At 53.2% G+C, this 16,117-nt stretch carries 13 protein-coding genes and 1 riboswitch; of the genes, 8 read left to right on the forward strand and 5 right to left on the reverse strand.

Translation table 11 applies throughout. From position 1 onward, the window contains the following. Positions 1-82 precede the first annotated feature (82 nt). The 7 genes from kdsB (at position 83) to QEP11_RS10045 (ending at position 9,752) form a co-directional block, all read left to right on the forward strand. Positions 83-1,408, forward strand: a complete 1,326-nt coding sequence (kdsB, locus tag QEP11_RS10015; protein ID WP_284336509.1) for a 3-deoxy-manno-octulosonate cytidylyltransferase — start codon at positions 83-85, stop codon at positions 1,406-1,408. A 26-nt stretch (positions 1,409-1,434) separates the two neighbouring features. Further along, on the forward strand, positions 1,435-2,412 hold the full coding sequence (locus QEP11_RS10020; protein WP_284336522.1) for a KpsF/GutQ family sugar-phosphate isomerase: 978 nt from the start codon (positions 1,435-1,437) through the stop codon (positions 2,410-2,412). Positions 2,413-2,753: 341 nt separating this feature from the next. Next, a complete protein-coding gene (locus QEP11_RS10025) occupies positions 2,754-4,844 on the forward strand; it encodes a capsular polysaccharide biosynthesis protein (RefSeq protein WP_284336510.1) in 2,091 nt (696 codons plus the stop codon). 217 nt (positions 4,845-5,061) lie between these two features. Beyond that, positions 5,062-6,444, forward strand: coding sequence for a capsule biosynthesis protein (locus tag QEP11_RS10030; RefSeq protein WP_284336511.1), 1,383 nt, complete (start codon positions 5,062-5,064; stop codon positions 6,442-6,444). Positions 6,445-6,549: 105 nt separating this feature from the next. Next, positions 6,550-7,656: a hypothetical protein gene (locus tag QEP11_RS10035; RefSeq protein ID WP_284336512.1), complete on the forward strand. Its 1,107-nt coding sequence runs from the start codon at positions 6,550-6,552 to the stop codon at positions 7,654-7,656. Further along, positions 7,653-9,032 (forward strand): cytochrome P450, encoded by a 1,380-nt coding sequence (locus QEP11_RS10040; RefSeq protein WP_284336513.1) that lies wholly within the window; start codon positions 7,653-7,655, stop codon positions 9,030-9,032. The genes QEP11_RS10035 and QEP11_RS10040 overlap by 4 nt, the downstream gene beginning before the upstream one ends. 378 nt (positions 9,033-9,410) lie before the next feature. Continuing rightward, on the forward strand, positions 9,411-9,752 hold the full coding sequence (locus QEP11_RS10045) for a hypothetical protein (protein ID WP_284336514.1): 342 nt from the start codon (positions 9,411-9,413) through the stop codon (positions 9,750-9,752). 307 nt (positions 9,753-10,059) lie between these two features. Here the strand turns inward: QEP11_RS10045 and nrdF are convergent, their stop codons facing one another. The 5 genes from nrdF to QEP11_RS10070 form a co-directional block, all read right to left on the reverse strand. Further along, positions 10,060-11,019 (reverse strand): class 1b ribonucleoside-diphosphate reductase subunit beta, encoded by a 960-nt coding sequence (gene nrdF / locus QEP11_RS10050; protein ID WP_284336515.1) that lies wholly within the window; start codon positions 11,017-11,019, stop codon positions 10,060-10,062. A 21-nt stretch (positions 11,020-11,040) separates the two neighbouring features. Then, a complete protein-coding gene (gene nrdE, locus QEP11_RS10055; protein WP_284336516.1) occupies positions 11,041-13,170 on the reverse strand; it encodes a class 1b ribonucleoside-diphosphate reductase subunit alpha in 2,130 nt (709 codons plus the stop codon). Continuing rightward, positions 13,167-13,595, reverse strand: a complete 429-nt coding sequence (gene nrdI / locus QEP11_RS10060) for a class Ib ribonucleoside-diphosphate reductase assembly flavoprotein NrdI (protein ID WP_284336517.1) — start codon at positions 13,593-13,595, stop codon at positions 13,167-13,169. Before nrdI ends, nrdE begins: the two co-directional genes overlap by 4 nt. Before the next feature lies 1 nt (position 13,596). Beyond that, on the reverse strand, positions 13,597-13,824 hold the full coding sequence (nrdH, locus tag QEP11_RS10065; RefSeq protein ID WP_284336518.1) for a glutaredoxin-like protein NrdH: 228 nt from the start codon (positions 13,822-13,824) through the stop codon (positions 13,597-13,599). A gap of 171 nt (positions 13,825-13,995) precedes the next feature. Then, positions 13,996-14,229, reverse strand: a riboswitch (cobalamin riboswitch). A gap of 102 nt (positions 14,230-14,331) precedes the next feature. Beyond that, complete coding sequence (locus tag QEP11_RS10070) at positions 14,332-14,592, reverse strand: hypothetical protein (RefSeq protein ID WP_284336519.1); 261 nt, start codon at positions 14,590-14,592, stop codon at positions 14,332-14,334. A 362-nt stretch (positions 14,593-14,954) separates the two neighbouring features. On the opposite strand from QEP11_RS10070, the gene QEP11_RS10075 reads away from it, so the two are divergent. Beyond that, positions 14,955-16,117, forward strand: a 1,163-nt coding sequence (locus QEP11_RS10075) for an Ig-like domain-containing protein (RefSeq protein ID WP_284336520.1), incomplete at its 3' end; no start/stop codon positions are given.

Below are 16,117 nucleotides of genomic sequence, written 5' to 3' on the forward strand. Positions count from 1 at the left end.
AAAATAGCTGCAAGTGCTTTAAATATAAGCATTTGCAGCTATTGTTTTTGTTTCAATCAAACGTGTTTCAGGAGAAGAGGTGATGACAGTATGCGGAAGTGACAGCAAGGCACTTGCCAGCCCTGGGCAGGCCGTAGCCATCGTGATTCCGGCGCGCTATGCATCTACCCGTCTGCCAGGAAAACCGTTGGCAGATATTGCCGGCAAGCCCATGGTGCAGCATGTTTATGAGCGTGCCTGCCAGGTAGCCAATGTGCAGGTCGTGCTGGTTGCTACGGATGATGAACGGGTGGCCCAGGCTGTACGTTCGTTTGGCGGGCAATGCGTAATGACCTCACCAGAACACCCTTCGGGTACAGACCGCCTGGCTGAGGTAATGGCTCAAGTACCAGCAGATATTTATGTCAACCTGCAGGGTGATGAACCTTTGGTTCGCCCATCCGATGTGCAGCGGCTGGTGGACGGCATGCTGTCCGATGCAAGCGTTGCTGTGGGTACGCTGTGCCACCCGATAGATGCACAGGAAGCACAAAACCCGAACACGGTGAAAGTGGTGCTGGCGGATAACTGTGATGCCTTGTATTTCAGCCGCTCCCCGATTCCTTTTCCCCGTGAAGAGCAGGAGGCTCGTTACCTCAAGCACGTTGGTGTGTATGCCTATCGCAAGGATGTACTGGCACGTTATTCCAGCTTGCCCCAGCCGATGATGGAGCAATCAGAAAAGCTGGAGCAACTGCGCTTGCTGGCAGCAGGTTTTCGCATTCGTGCCTATACGGTAGAGCCTACGGGCCCAGGTGTGGATACGCCTGAATGCCTGGAGCGTGTGCGGGCTTTGATGGAAGGGCGAGAGGCTTTGGAGCGCCAGGTACGACCAAGTCTGGCAGAGGTGCGCCTGCTGATTACGGATGTCGACGGAGTGTTGACTGATGGTGGCTTGTTTTATGACGCAACGGGTGAGTGCATGAAACGCTTTCATGTACGAGATGGTCTAGGCATGAAGCTGCTTGAAGAAAGCGGTGTGCGCGTGGCCGTGCTTTCAGGGCGTGATTCGGCAACATTGCGCAAGCGCGTAGACGATTTGGGGCTGTCGCTGTGTATGTTTGGAGTCAAAGATAAGGCAGCTGCTTGCCGTGACCTGATGGCACAGGCAGGGGTGACAGCTGCACAGACCGCCTGCATTGGTGACGACAGTATTGATTTGCCTGCTTTCCAAGCTTGTGGCCTGAGTTTTGCTGTTCCGGACGCACCTGCATATGTGCGTAGTGCAGCCAGCGGTGTGCTGCAGACAGCGGGGGGGCAAGGGGCTTTGCGGGAGCTGGCTGATGCCATTTTGGCTGCTCAGGGAAAACAAGCGGTGGTTGGATCAGCCTCAGGGTATGCGCAGGTGATGTCAGCTATGGCGCAGTGATGAAATTTGAGAGTGAAGAAATGAAAATGAACGAAGGTCTTGGTAATAATGCGCTGCAGATTGCTCAGCAGACGCTGGACATAGAAATTGAAGCTCTGCAGCGCATGCGCAACCGTCTGGACGACCGCATAGACCAAGCTGTAGATGCTGTGCTGGCCATGCAGGGTCGGGTGGTTGTCGTTGGGATGGGCAAGTCCGGCATCATTGGTCAAAAGATAGCTGCAACACTGGCTTCCACAGGTACGCCTTCTTTCTTTGTACATCCCGGTGAAGCGTTTCATGGCGATCTGGGAATGATTCGTCCCATCGATGTGGCTCTGCTGATTTCCAATTCGGGAGAGACAGAAGAAGTGCTGCGCATCCTGCCTTTTTTGCAGCACCAGCAAAACAAGATCATTGCATTGACTGGTCGTATGGACTCCACTTTGGCACAGCACTCTCATGTGGTGTTGGATGTGGGGGTTGAGCGCGAGGCCTGCAAGAATAATTTGGCTCCAACCAGCTCGACCACCAATACCTTGGCCATGGGTGATGCTCTGGCGGTTGCCCTGACGGTAAAGCGTAACTTCCAGCCCGAGGATTTTGCACGCTTCCACCCAGGTGGAAGCCTCGGTCGCCGTTTGTTGACGCGAGTGCGCGATGTAATGGAAAAAGGCCCTTTACCTGTATGCACACCGCAAGCAGTTTTTCGCGATGTGGTTAATGCCATTACCTATGGACGAATGGGCTTGGCGCTGGTGATGGAAGGGCAAAGCTTGCGCGGCATCATTACCGATGGTGATCTGCGCCGAGCTTTTGAGGCGCAGGATGAGGTGAAGCATTTGAAAGCTGAGCAAATGATGTCGGCAAATCCGCTGACGATTGCACCAGATGTGCGCTTTGCAGATGCTGAGATATATATGCGTGAAAAAAAGGTTGGCGCATTGGTGGTACAGGATGCAGAAGGCAAGACTGTAGGTGTGCTGCATATATATGGTCTCAAAGCGGGGATGCCAGCTGTGTGACGCGTTGACCATGAGGGAGTGCCGTGCTGTTTGTGTGTAAATTTTGTGCTTGCTAATTGACAAGACAAATTGAGACGGCGCGGTTAGCAGTCCACGGTTTCATTTTTAAAAAATATCTAAAAACGTGGGTTGCTGTGTACTGGCAGCATGAGTAAAGGACAGGTGCTGGTGGCCTGATGTGCTTGGATGGGCTACCGCTTGTTTGTAAGGGTGGTTTTAATGGTTTTCAGTAGCAAAAAAACATGCTTGGAAATTTGCTTCCCTTATATAAAGCGTTGAGATGAAAACTCATTTATGCCTTTCCGGGAAAAAACGTACAGCTATAAATTTTGAGTGATTTGATGAAGAACCGTTGGGGCTTTTTTTCTTCTGGTATTGCTCGTATTCCATGCCTGTCCACTTTGTCGGGTATGCAAATGCTGCGCATGCGGCCTTGGAGTCGTGCAAAGGTTCAGGGGATTACCGGCTGGGGCTTGCGTCCAAGTACACGCAAGGCAAGGGCATATGCGCAACAGCATGACTTGCCTTATGTGGCACTGGAAGATGGATTTGTGCGTTCGTTCGGCACAGGAGATAACTTTCCGCCGCTGTCTCTGGTGGTTGATGACCTCGGCATTTATTACGACTGCACACGGCCCAGCGCGCTGGAGCGCTTGTTGGCAAGCGATGAGGATTTGCTGAAACCAAGCGAACAAGCTGTGCGTGAAGCGCGCTTGCAGTTGCTGCAGTCAGGCTTGAGCAAATACAACCATGCGCCAGACATTAAGCCTACCTGGCTTCGCGCTGCGGATACGCAAAGAGTGCTGGTAGTAGATCAGACGGCTGGTGACATGAGCGTGTCGCTGGGGGCCGCGGATGACTCAACATTCGAGGCCATGCTGCAGGCGGCATTGACTGAGAATCCGGCAGCTACTGTGTATGTCAAAACCCATCCAGAAGTATCTGCTGGGCGAAAAGGCGGGTACCTGACAGCAGTTCAGGATAGTGAGCGCGTAGTGGTATTGCGTGATTCAGTGAATCCGCTGTCATTGATTCAGCAAATGGACATGGTGTACGTGGTGAGTTCCACCATGGGCTTTGAGGCATTGCTCGCAGGTAAGCCCGTGAGCTGTTTTGGAGTGCCATGGTATGCAGGTTGGGGCGTGACAGATGACAGGCAGCCCAATCACCCTGCAATGGCGCGCCGTGCGGCAGGTGCAAAGCCTCGATCAGTGGATGAGCTATTTGCTGCAGCATATTTGCATTACACACGCTACCTGAACCCTGAAACGCATCTGTCAGGTGCTATCACTGATGTCATGCATTGGCTGGATTTGCAGCGCACAGTGGCGAAGCGTTTCCCGGGGCGGATGATTGTGGTGGGTTTTCGGCGCTGGAAGGCGGCCAATGTGAGGGCCATGCTGTCGCTGAAACCTGGTGCTGTGGTGTTTGTTAAAAATGCCAAAGCAGCATCTGAGTTGCAGCCCAAAGATCAAGATTGTCTGATTTATTGGGGCAGGGTGGCACCTGCTGGGCTGGAGGAATTGTCTCAATCCTGCGGCGTCAGATTGCTGCGTATGGAAGATGGCTTTGTGCGTTCGGTGGGGCTGGGGTCTGATCTGATACCGCCACAGTCGTTTGTACTGGATGAGCACGGAATTTACTTCGACCCAAGCCAGCCATCAGACCTGGAGCACATGCTTAACCACCGTGAACTGAACGAAGAGGATCTTCGGCGTGCACAGGCGGTTCGGGCGTTTGTGGTGAAGCATGGCATGACCAAATACAACCTTGAGCCCTTGCTGCCTGTTGACTGGCCCAGTGGTGACAAGCAGGTGGTTCTGGTGCCGGGGCAGGTCGAAGATGACGCTTCTATTCGCTTTGGCTGTGATGCTTCAGGCGTCTGTACCAATTTGGGGCTGCTTCAGGCGGCGCGGGCACAGTTTCCGGATGCATTTATCAGCTACAAGCCTCACCCTGACGTGATGAGTGGAAATCGCCAGGGACGCTTGGTGGTACAAGATGCTCTGAAATGGGCGGACCATGTGGAGACAAACGCATCTGTAGTGAGTTGTATTGAGGCTTGTGATGTGGTGGTGACCATGACTTCGCTGACGGGCTTTGATGCTCTGCTGCGTGGCAAGCAGGTGGTCGTTCATGGAAGGCCGTTTTATGCAGGCTGGGGTTTGACGCAGGATATGCTGCATGTTCCACGTAGGAGTAGAGCGCGTTCTTTGGACGAGCTTGTGGCGTGCGCTATGCTTCACTATCCCTTGTATTGGGATCCAGTGTTGAAAGGCTATACCAGTTGTGAAGCGGTGCTCAACCAATTGTTGCGCCGCCGTGATCTGCTTGGTCGTTCAGGACAGCTGCAAAAATTGCGAGTAGGTTATGTGCGCCGCAATTGGCGCAAGCTATTGGTATTGCTGCAAAGCTGTAAACGATACAGCTAGCTTACACAAAGTGTCTTGAAAGCTTCGTAAAATCACATGCTTCAATCTGCTTTGCAGTGCTGTCTGTGCAGCCGCTGTGCGCGTGGTTACCTAGCTTCTTGTCAAGGTGTGGCAGGGATATGAAATTTTTACAGATTCCTGTTCTATGAATTCGCCGAGCTTTTCCGGAAAACGGGTCCTTTTTCTTCAAGGACCCGTTGGCCCTTTTTTCTGGAACTTGGCAAAGGATCTGAGAGGCAAAGGCGCCCAGGTCTTCAAGTTCAACTTCAATGCCGGAGATTGGCTGTTCTACCCACGGGGTGCACGCTCCTTCAAAGGAAAACTGGCAGATTGGCCCAGGCTGCTGGAGGCCTTTCTGCGTGAGCACAAGATAGATGTTGTGTTGCTGTTTGGCGATTGCCGTCCTGTGCATGCATGTGTGCGAGGTCTGGCGCAGGAGTTAGGGTGTTCTCTCGGGGTTTTCGAAGAGGGCTATTTGCGCCCGGACTATGTGACCTTTGAGCCTGTTGGCGTCAATGGCAATTCGGAGTTTGCGCAAAGTTTGGCGCCATGGCTGGCACAACAGGCGCTGTTGTCGGATGCAACAAAGCCGGTTTCCACCTTGCCGGTTCCAGCCACAAAGGGCGTGGGCAATACTTTTTGGCATGCGGCCATGTGGGGCATGGCTTATTTTTTTGCTGCGTGGGTGGGGCAGTGGTTCTGGAACAATAGCTTGCACCATCGTCGCATGACGGTGCTGGACGCACCTTGGTGGTGGCTGTCTTTTGGCCGCAAGGCCTGGTACAAAGTCAAGCAGCGCGGCATTCAAGAGCATCTGTGCACCGCTAAGCAAAAGCAGTTTTTCTTGGTGCCACTGCAGGTTTATAACGACGCGCAAATCAGCGTACATTCAGATTTTGACTCCGTCTGCAATTTTGCTGACTATGTGATGCGCTCGTTTTCAAAAGCGCTAGCTACCGAGTTGCAAGAGGGGGTGCCGAATGGCGGTGAATCGATCAAAGATGCGATTCTGGTGTTCAAACACCATCCCATGGATAGAGGGCACCGACACTATGGTCGGGTACTGGAGCGCTTGTGCCAACGCTTTGACTTACAGGGAAAGGTGCTGTACATCCATGACCAGCATTTGCCTTCACTCTTGAAGGCTACGCGTGGCGTGGTTGTTGTCAATAGCACGGTTGGCTTGTCTGCGTTGGGCCATGGCGCTCCTGTCAAGGTCTGCGGTACAGCGCTGTACAACATTCCCGGACTGACTTTCCAAGGGCGCTTACGGCAGTTCTGGCATTTTGCCGGGCATGCGGCACCAGATACCCAAGAGTTGCAGCGTTTCAAGAGTGCGCTGATTCGCCGCACCCAGATCAACGGTAGCTTTTATCGAAAGCTCAGTGGTTTGGAGTGGGAGTGCGGAATTGCTCTGGACGGGCAAATGGCTGAACGCTTGTGGCCTCAGGAAATTCCTGAGGCACGCCGACCTTTGCGCCTGAATTTCTTGGACAAGACAGGGGGGCAGAAGTCCATGCGTATGCTTAAAGGAAAAAAAGGCAAACGCCGCAAGCAAGCTGCAAAAACTGAAAGCGGTTCCAAAAGGGTTGGTGCCTAAGTGCTGGATCCAAAGCTTTGTGCCCAAGCACCGCAGAAGTCAAATCGGCTGGTTGTATTTGTGGGGGGCTTTGATCCGCGCGGTGCGCGGCATTATCACCAGCTTATGCGCCGTGAAGCCGCGAAACAGTCGGAGGTATCCAAGGCCGGCTATCAGGTGGGCCCACGTTCGCGCTGGGAGCCTGCTGAAGCTGCGGGTATGGCGCACTCTGTCTGGTCGGTTGGCGTTGAGGGGCAGGAGCCAAGCGATCATCTTTTCATTGACTGGTCGGACCAGGTTCGCCTGCACTGGCCCAAGCATACATTGCGCGTTGTCTGGGATGCGCTGCGCACATATGCTGCGGTTTTCCGCGTGCGGAAAACGCTGCCTGCATTGCACAGACAAACCCCCTATGTCTTGTGGACCCTCGCGTATCCACTGGTGTATATGCTGCTGTGCGTTTTGCTGGCCAGCGCAGTTTTTTGGGGGGGCATGAGCCAGGCTTCAGGGACCAGCGGCACTTTGATCGCTCTTCTGGCTGCGTATCTCATGCTTTTTGCTGGCTACAAGCTGGACAAGCTGCTGCATGTCAGCTGGTTGTTGCGCATATTGAATTTTGCGTCTCAGTCTGCAAGGGCTCCAATTGAGCCGTTGAGGGCGCGGATGGAAACTAGCGCTGAACTGATCGCCTCCGAGATGCAGCGCGGGCGATATGGTGAAGTGGTTGTGGTGGGATTCAGTGTTGGGAGTGCAGTAGCTGTGTCTTTGGTACATGCTCTGCGGCAGCAGTTGCAAAGAGTGCCTGAGGGGCCGCAAGCTGTGAATTTGCTGACCTTGGGCAATTGCATTCCTTTGTTTACGCTGATGCCTCAAGCGGATGAACGTTTACATCAGCAGTTGCGGACTCTGTCGCAGGACGAGGGGCTGCATTGGGTGGATATCTCCTCTCCGAGTGACAGTGTAAGCTTCGGGATGTGCGATCTGATTGCATTGAGTCTGCCTGAACTCACGAGCAAAGAGCTGGCGCAGTGCGTGAATCCGAGGCATATGTGCTCACCAAGATTCCATAAGCTGTTCCACGCTGCTACATACCGTTGGCTGCGCCGCAACAAGATGCGCATGCATTTCCAGTACCTGATGGCCTCTGAATTGCCAGGAGCCTATGACTATTTTGCATTGCTCACTTATCAGGGGCAGTTGATGGATTTCATTTCTAAACGATTGGTACGATGAGCCGTTTTTGCCCTGCATACCCCAAGCCCCATCCTGAAAAAGCATCGAAGCTCAGCATGTTCTGGCATGCGCGCCGTTCATGGATGGATGCTTTGTATGAGCGCAGCTACAGCATGCAAATGGGCGAGGTACACCTGCCCGGTGTTGATATGTACATGCTCAATGATACGGAGCAGGTCAAGCGTGTCATGCAGACCGAGGCTGACAGCTTTCCAAAGAGCCGTTTGCTGCATGAAGCATTGGAGCCACTGCTGGGCGAAAGTATTTTCACCACCAATGGTGAACAGTGGCAGCGTCAGCGAACGATGATGAACCCTGCTTTTGAGCAGGCCCGGCTGCACATTGCATTCCCACGCATGCTGGATGCTGCCACGGCCATGCTGGAGCGTCTGGATGCGCTGCCGGATGGTGAGGAATACGATATAGAAGTGGAGATGACGCATGTGACGGCGGACATCATCTTCCGCACGATTTTCTCGGAACCCATGCAAGGGCCGGATGCACATCGCGTCTTTCATGCGTTTGCCCGCTATCAAGCCCTGGCCCCGAAATTGATGTTGCCAGCTTTGTTTGGCATGCGTTGGGCTGTAATGCCCTGGCAGCGCTGGCGCAGCAATCAGGCATCCAAGGAAATTCGTAGTCTGCTCAGTGCCATGGTGCGCCCACGCTATGAGGCGCATCAGCGAGGGGAGGTGGACGACGAGCCCAAGGATATTCTTGCAGCCTTCATGATGGCCAAGGATCCGCAAACAGGGCAGCCCTTTGACTTTGATGAGCTCGTCAATCAGGTCGCTATGCTGTTTTTGGCAGGGCATGAAACATCGGCAAGCGCGCTCACCTGGTCGTGCTATTTGCTGGCCAAGTCTCCTGATGTTCAGCAGCGTGCATTTGATCAAATTCAGGAGGTGTTGGGAGACCGAACGCCAGCGCAAAGTGATATGAAAAGCTTGCCAAAGGTTTGGAATATCTTTCGAGAGGCTTTGAGGCTTTTCCCACCTGTGGGATTTTTTGCTCGCGAAAATGCCCAGGACTGTCCCATTCGTGGCAAGCACATCAAGGCAGGTAGCACGGTGGTGGTTGCTCCCTGGCTGCTGCAACGCCACCGTAAGTGGTGGAAAGAGCCTGATGCGTTTGACCCTGACCGGTTTGATAGGGATGAGAGCAAACCTGCAATCAAACATGCGTACATGCCTTTCAGCATGGGGCAGCGCGTTTGCTTGGGCGCTGCATTTGCATTGCAGGAAGCGGTGTTGATTCTGACGTGCTTGCTGCGTCGCTATGAGCTTCTTGCGGTGGAAGGGCATGAACCCAAGCCGGTCGGTCGCCTGACAATTCGTTCAGAAAATGGCGTGCGCCTCAAGCTCAAAAAGCGCTGACCATCACACTAAACGTTTTATCAGCAGTGGTGTCTTCACGGTATAGGCTCATAGCAAGAGCTAATCTATTGCGATGCCGTGCTTGTGCTGTAGGCGATATGTAAATGCTATGAAAGGATTGATCTTTATGTTTTTAAATCTGCTTTTTATTGAGCTGGCGATCCGTAGATTGAGTTTTTGACTTCTTAGAGTCGCTAACACTACCCAGCAAACCGAAGGTTTGCGATTGAGACGGGGCGCGCAGCCGCAGGCAGTACTGGCGTACGACAAGGCGAAGCAACGACGTATCAATGGTTGTGTTAGCGGGTCTTAATACACCGAGCTATTGGTTGACTTTACAGAGCATTTATTCAAATCAATTTATTTGTACGTGGTTGCATGAAAGAGCGTCTCGGAGGCTTTGCCTTTATGTGTGTGATGGTGCCTATGGCCATCCTGGGGTATCTGGTTTTGTGGTGGGTAGGACTGTTTGGTCGAACAGAGCGGGGCCGTGCTGGCGTGCGTGCGCTGGATCACTTTGTCAACGCCACTGTTTTTAATGGCTATGCATGGGAGAGTGTGTCTTCTCATGCCTGGCGCGAAAGAGATAAACGCTGGGCACGCATCATTATTGCGATGACGGATTTTTTCCAGGAAGGCCACTGTGAGCGCGCCAACAAGCGTGAGCAGCGAATTGTGGATCTGGTGGTGAAAAAAGGGCTGGACAAGCAGACCTTGTGATGAGGTCTGGAAAGATTGCAGCCGGGTGCTGGGGCCGTTCCTGCAAATCTTCATGTATCCATTGGGAAGTGCTTTCTTCCTTCTGACCACTGGCAGCCAAAGCCAGTGGTTTTTTCATGAGGCAATCGATTGCGCGCAAGGGGCAAGGGGCAAAAAAGCGGTATGAGCCTGGTGCAAAGCACGACGTTGCCGCCAACTGTTGCTGGTACAAAAAATCGCTCAGAAATCCTCGCTGGAACACCTCTGAGCGCTTTGCTCAACCCATTGCCGAGCTTCCAGCCATTGCAAGGAGAGATTGTGCAGGCGCCTAGAAGTCCCAGTCTTCGTCTTCGGTAGCGACTGCCTTGCCAATCACGTATGAAGAGCCTGAGCCTGAGAAGAAGTCGTGGTTCTCGTTGGCGCTGGGGCTGAGAGCGGCCATGATGGCGGGGTTTACCTGGCACATGTCTTCGGGGAACATGGCCTCAAAGCCCAGATTGCTCAGCGCCTTGTTGGCGTTGTAGTGCATGAAGCGCTTGACGTCTTCAGTCAGTCCTACGGGGTCGTACAGCTCGGCAGCGTAGTGACATTCCAGTTCATACAGGTCGTACAACATGGCGTAGGCTGCGGCTTTGACTTCTTGCTTGTCGGCTTCGGACAATTTGGCAAATGCCAGTTGGAACTTGTAGCCGATGTAGTAGCCGTGCACCGCTTCGTCGCGGATGATGAGGCGAATCAGGTCTGCCGTGTTGGTGAGCTTGCCGCGGCTGGACCAGTACAGCGGCAGGTAAAAGCCGGAATAGAACAGAAAGCTTTCCAGGCAGACCGACGCTATCTTCTTTTTCAGCGGTGTTTCCATGGCCTTGTACTCATTCAGGATGAGTTCGGCTTTCTTTTGCAGCCATGGGTTTTCTTCTGACCAGCGGAAGGCTTCGTCAATCTCCGTGGTGGAGCACAGCGTGGAGAAGATGGATGAATAGCTGCGCGCGTGCACGGCCTCCATGAAGGTGAAGTTGGAGAGCACCGACTCCTCGTGGGGCGTGACGGCATCGTGCATGAGCGAGGGTGCGCCCACCTGGTTTTGCACGGTGTCCAGCAAGGTCAGTCCGGTGAAGACGCGGATGGTCAATTCCTGCTCACTGGGGCGCAGCGTGGCCCAGGATGGAATGTCGTTGGACAGCGGCACCTTTTCAGGCAGCCAGAAGTTGGCAGTGACACGGTTCCAGATTTCGAGGTCTTTTTCATCCTCGATGCGGTTCCAGTTGATGGCTTGGGTCAGCAATGTCATGGCAATCTTTCTATCGGGCGGTTACAGCGTGCAGGAGACGCAAGTCGCCTTGACTTCCGTGCCTTCCAGCGCAAGCTGGCGCAGGCGGATGTAGTAAATGGTCTTGATGCCTTTTTTCCAGGCATAGATTTGCGCTTTGTTGATATCGCGCGTGGTGGCGGTGTCAGGGAAGAACAGGGTCAGGGAAAGGCCTTGATCCACGTGTTCAGTGGCCGCTGCATAGACATCAATGATGGCGTTGGGGCCAATCTCGTAGGCGTCGCGGTAATAAGCCATGTTGTCGTTCGAGAGGAACGGTGCAGGGTAGTACACGCGGCCAATCTTGCCTTCCTTGCGAATTTCGATACGCGAGGCAATGGGGTGGATGGACGATGTGGAATTGTTGATGTAGCTGATCGAGCCCGTGGGCGGAATGGCCTGCAGGTTGCGGTTGTACAAGCCGTGCTGCATGACATCGGCTTTGAGCTGCTTCCAGTCGGCACGCGTTGGCAGCGTCATGCTGGTTTTAGCGAACAGGGCTTTGACTGTGTCGGAGGTGGGCAGCCAGTCGCGGTTGGTGTACTTGGCAAAGTATTCGCCACTGGCGTACTTGCTGTCTTCAAAGCCGATAAAGCGTTGCTTCTTCTCTTGTGCCAATAGGCAGGATGTACGCAGGCAGTGATAGGCCACAGCGGCAAAGTACACGCTGGTGAATTCCACGGCAGCAGGGCTGTCGTAATGAATTTTTTCGCGGCCCAGATAGCCGTGCAAATTCATTTGTCCCAGGCCGATCGCGTGGCTGTCATCGTTGCCTTTGCGTACAGACGGGACGGAGTTGACAGCGCTCATCTCGGAGACGGCTGTCAAGGCACGGATGGCAGTTTCCACAGCCTGGCCGAGTTGGCCGCCGTCCATGACGGTTGCAATGTTCAGTGAACCGAGATTGCAGGATATGTCGTTGCCAATTTCCTCGTAGTTCAGATCTTCATTCAACACAGAGGGCGTGTTGACTTGCAGAATTTCCGAGCACAGGTTGGACATGTTGATGCGGCCTGCAATCGGGTTGGCACGGTTGGCCGTATCTTCAAACAGGATGTAGGGGTAGCCCGACTCGAACTGGATCTCCGCAATGGTCTGGAAGAACTCGCGTGCTTTGATCTTGGTCTTTTTGATGCGGGGATCATCCACCATGGCCTTGTAATGCTCGGTCACGGAGATGTCGGCAAACGGTTTGCCGTATACGCGTTCCACGTCGTAGGGTGAGAATAGGTACATATCCTCATTGCGTTTGGCCAGCTCGAAGGTGATGTCTGGAATGACCACGCCTAACGACAGCGTCTTGATGCGAATCTTCTCGTCCGCGTTTTCACGCTTGGTGTCCAGAAAACGCATGATGTCTGGGTGGTGGGCGTTCAGGTATACGGCGCCTGCACCTTGGCGGGCACCAAGCTGGTTGGCGTAAGAGAAGCCGTCTTCCAGCAGTTTCATCACGGGAATCACGCCGGAAGACTGGTTTTCAATACCCTTGATGGGGGCACCCAGCTCGCGCAGATTGCTCAGTAACAGGGCCACGCCGCCGCCGCGCTTGGACAGTTGCAGGGCCGAGTTGATGCCGCGGCCAATGCTTTCCATATTGTCTTCAAGGCGCAGCAGAAAACACGAGACCAGCTCGCCACGCTGCTTTTTGCCAGCGTTCAGGAAAGTGGGGGTTGCGGGCTGAAAGCGCCCGGCAATGATCTCTTCCATTATGCGTATGGACAGCTTTTCATCGCCACGAGCCAGCGCCAGTGCCGTCATCACCACACGGTCTTCAAAGCGCTCCAGATAGCGTTTGCCATCACGCGTTTTCAAGGTATAGGCCGTGTAGTACTTGTACGCTCCCAGGAAGGTCGGGAAGCGAAATTTCTTGGCGTAAGCCGACTTGAAGATGGACTCTACAAAAGCAGGTGTGTATGCATCCAGCACTTCGCCTTCGTAATAGTCTTCCGTGCGCAGGTAGTCGAGTTTTTCTTCCAGCGAATGAAAGAACACGGTGTTCTGGTTGACGTGTTGCAGAAAATACTGACGCGCCGCCAGGCGGTCGGCATCAAACTGAATTTGCCCTTTCTCATCAGGCAGGTTCAGCATGGCATTCAGGGCATGAAAGTCCAGCTTGGTGGGTGTGGGTGTCATAACGAAGCGGTCGAGGTGTTGGGAAGGATGTGGAGGGGAAAGTGCTGATCGATGTGCTGTAAGCGCATCCAGTCTGCGCTCGTGCCAGCCATCTCGACACGGTGCAGCAGCGGAACCTGGCATTTGCGTGCGATCACATCACCTGCCTGAGCAAACGCAGCACCAAAGTTGCGATCACCGCAGGCCACGACTGCACGCAGCCATTGCCTGCGCTCTGGCGCATTGAGGAAGCGGATCACGGCTTTGGGCACGGCTCCCTGGCCTTGTGCATCGCCAAATGACGGAGTCAGCAAGATGAATGGGCCCTGAATGGTGGGCATCTCGTCTTCAACAGCGCGCGGAATACGGGAGCCTGTCAAGCCTGCGTTGCTCAGCAGACGTGCGGTGTTGCCAGTTCTGGAAGAGTAGAAAACCCAGTGCGCCATGTCAGGCAGCAGTTGGCAAGGCTGCCAGTCGATCAGGGCGGAAGCCGCTCCAGTGCTCTTCTCCAAATTGCACCACGGGCACTTGGCGGTAGCCCCATGACTGGATCAGTGTTGCAGCAGCAGCGTCTTGCGATACGTCGACCACTTCGTAGGTGCTGCCTTGACGATCCAGGGCGCGCATCGTCATCGAACATTGAACGCAGTTGGGTTTGGAGAAAATTTTGATCATGAAGCCTACGGAAGAACCTTGTCAGGCGCGGCGTAGGGTTTGAGATGCAAATCGACATGCGCAATGCCAAATGCAGCTGCTGACGCTGCAGAAGTAGAAATGCATGCAGAGAATGTTCTGCCACCCAGGCGACCCCGCCTGCACAGATGATGAAAGTAGCCGCTGCAAAGCAGCAGCTACTGCGTGTTGGCCGGTATCCAGACTGGTGGGTAGGGGTGACACTCCTTCCCGAGGAGCAAACCTCAGTGGCTGTCCGTGTCACTTTGCGCGCTCGGATTGCGACGCACCGCACTTACTGTTGCGGGGGCAGTTCAGGTTAAAGCGCAGTACAGAGCTTCTCCTGATTCCCGTTTAACACCTTTCCTGAGTGATCCAGGGTGGTGCACCAACGCAGGGAATTCTAAGCGGTTTTACATGCACCCAACCGCTTGCGAAGTCTTTGCAAGCGATTGCGCATTCAGTTCGAAGCCGCTGCTGTCTTCTGAGCTTCGAGGGAGGTCCATGCCACTAAACCATGCCTAGTTCACCTTGTTGTGTTTCAGGGTATTGCGCGCCAAGGTCGAATTGACTTAAAGAAAGAGACGCACGTGAATGAACCGGTTCTAGTTTCACCAGTTTGAGTACAGCTTTATTTTTAATGCATCCAGAAAAATATCGGAGAGAGCGTTGCTTCAGATGTAAGGATTCACTTGTTTTTATTAATTCAAATAAATTCAGATCTAAATAACTTCTTATTAATAATCCTACAAATAAAATGGTCAATAGCACCAAGCTATTGCATTATTAAAACCGATACTGAGATGCAGGGCTAGTAATTCTAAAAATGCTCCATCCCTCGAGAGGAGCGACGCCGGTTTTGTCTGTAAGTCCATCTATTCATCAATTTGTTTTGTTTGTTTTAATTTGTAAATTCGAACAATTCTTACATTTCCCGACTTGCCGCTTATTAATATGTTTTCAGTACATCAAAAGTATTTAAAAAGTTAGTTTTCACTTATGACAAAACTCGTGTGATGCATTTAATAAATGCATCGAGTCTGGTCGATTGAATTGGCTAATTGAATGCTTTTGATCATTAATTAATCAGTCGACTTCACTGCTAGCTCGCACCTCATTCTTAAGGGATTACCATGATTTCTTCAACTGTATTGGCTAATCATGTTGATGTATTTGTAGAGACCTCTTCTGTGGAAGCTCCTAATGAGCCAGCAAATTTTTTATTGGCTGTAAGAAAAGAAGACGTCTCTAACTACTCTCGCATTGGTAATGATCTCCTCATCGAGATGAAGGATGGGCGCACAGTTCGCATTCAGGGCTTTTTCGCTCATGGAGATGGGGTGAACAATCTAGTCCTCATCGAGGAAGATGCCCGCTTCTGGGTGGATTTTCGTGATGCATTGAACGGAGCAGACGGTGTCACGGATGCATTGGTTGTCTACGAGCCAATCAATGATGGTGTAGCTACAGCTGCTCTTATAGGATTGTTGGGGGCAGCAGGTATTGGCATCCTTGCCTCTTCTTCAAATAGTGGAGGAGATGCTTCCCCCGCCGTACCTTCTGCGCCCACCTTCACAGTGAGCGGGAATGGAAAACCACTGGGTGATGCTCAAGCCACCAATGACACAACGCCTACTTTGATGGGAACTGCCAAACCTGGCAGCGTTGTAACAATTTACGATAATGGAAAACTGCTGGGGAGTACCACTGCGGATGGAGACGGAAAGTGGAGCTTTACACCCACCGAGCCTCTGACAGATGGCGACCATGAGCTGACTGCAGTCGCCACTGATGATGCGGGAAGCAGCGATCCCAGCACTCCGCACTCTATTGAAGTAGATACTGTTGTGCCTGCAACACCAACGATTGGCACACTACAAGATGATGTTGGTCCTAGAAAAGGATCAATAACTGTCGGAGGCGACACGGACGATACAAGGCCTTCGGTGTCCGGCACCTCGGAAGCAGGGGCTCAGATATCCATTTTTGATGGTGACAAATTACTGGGTTCCACGATCGCTGATTCGAATGGCCGCTGGACTTTCACTCCGCCCTTTGCGCTGGCCGAAGGAACTCATCAGTTAACTGCTGTTGCTACCGATGCTGCGGGCAATGCCTCCACTCCGAGCGCCAGCTTCGAACTAACAGTGGACACCACAGCGCCGAGCACCACGGTTGCGATCAGCGATGCCGATGCTGACAACAAGCCCACGGTCTCGGGCACGGTCAGCGAGCCGGGCTCCACAGTGACGGTGACCTGGCCCGATGGCACTACTGTGCAAGTGCCCACGGACGT

This window comes from Comamonas halotolerans (assembly GCF_030162935.1).
Taxonomy (GTDB): domain Bacteria; phylum Pseudomonadota; class Gammaproteobacteria; order Burkholderiales; family Burkholderiaceae_C; genus Comamonas; species Comamonas halotolerans.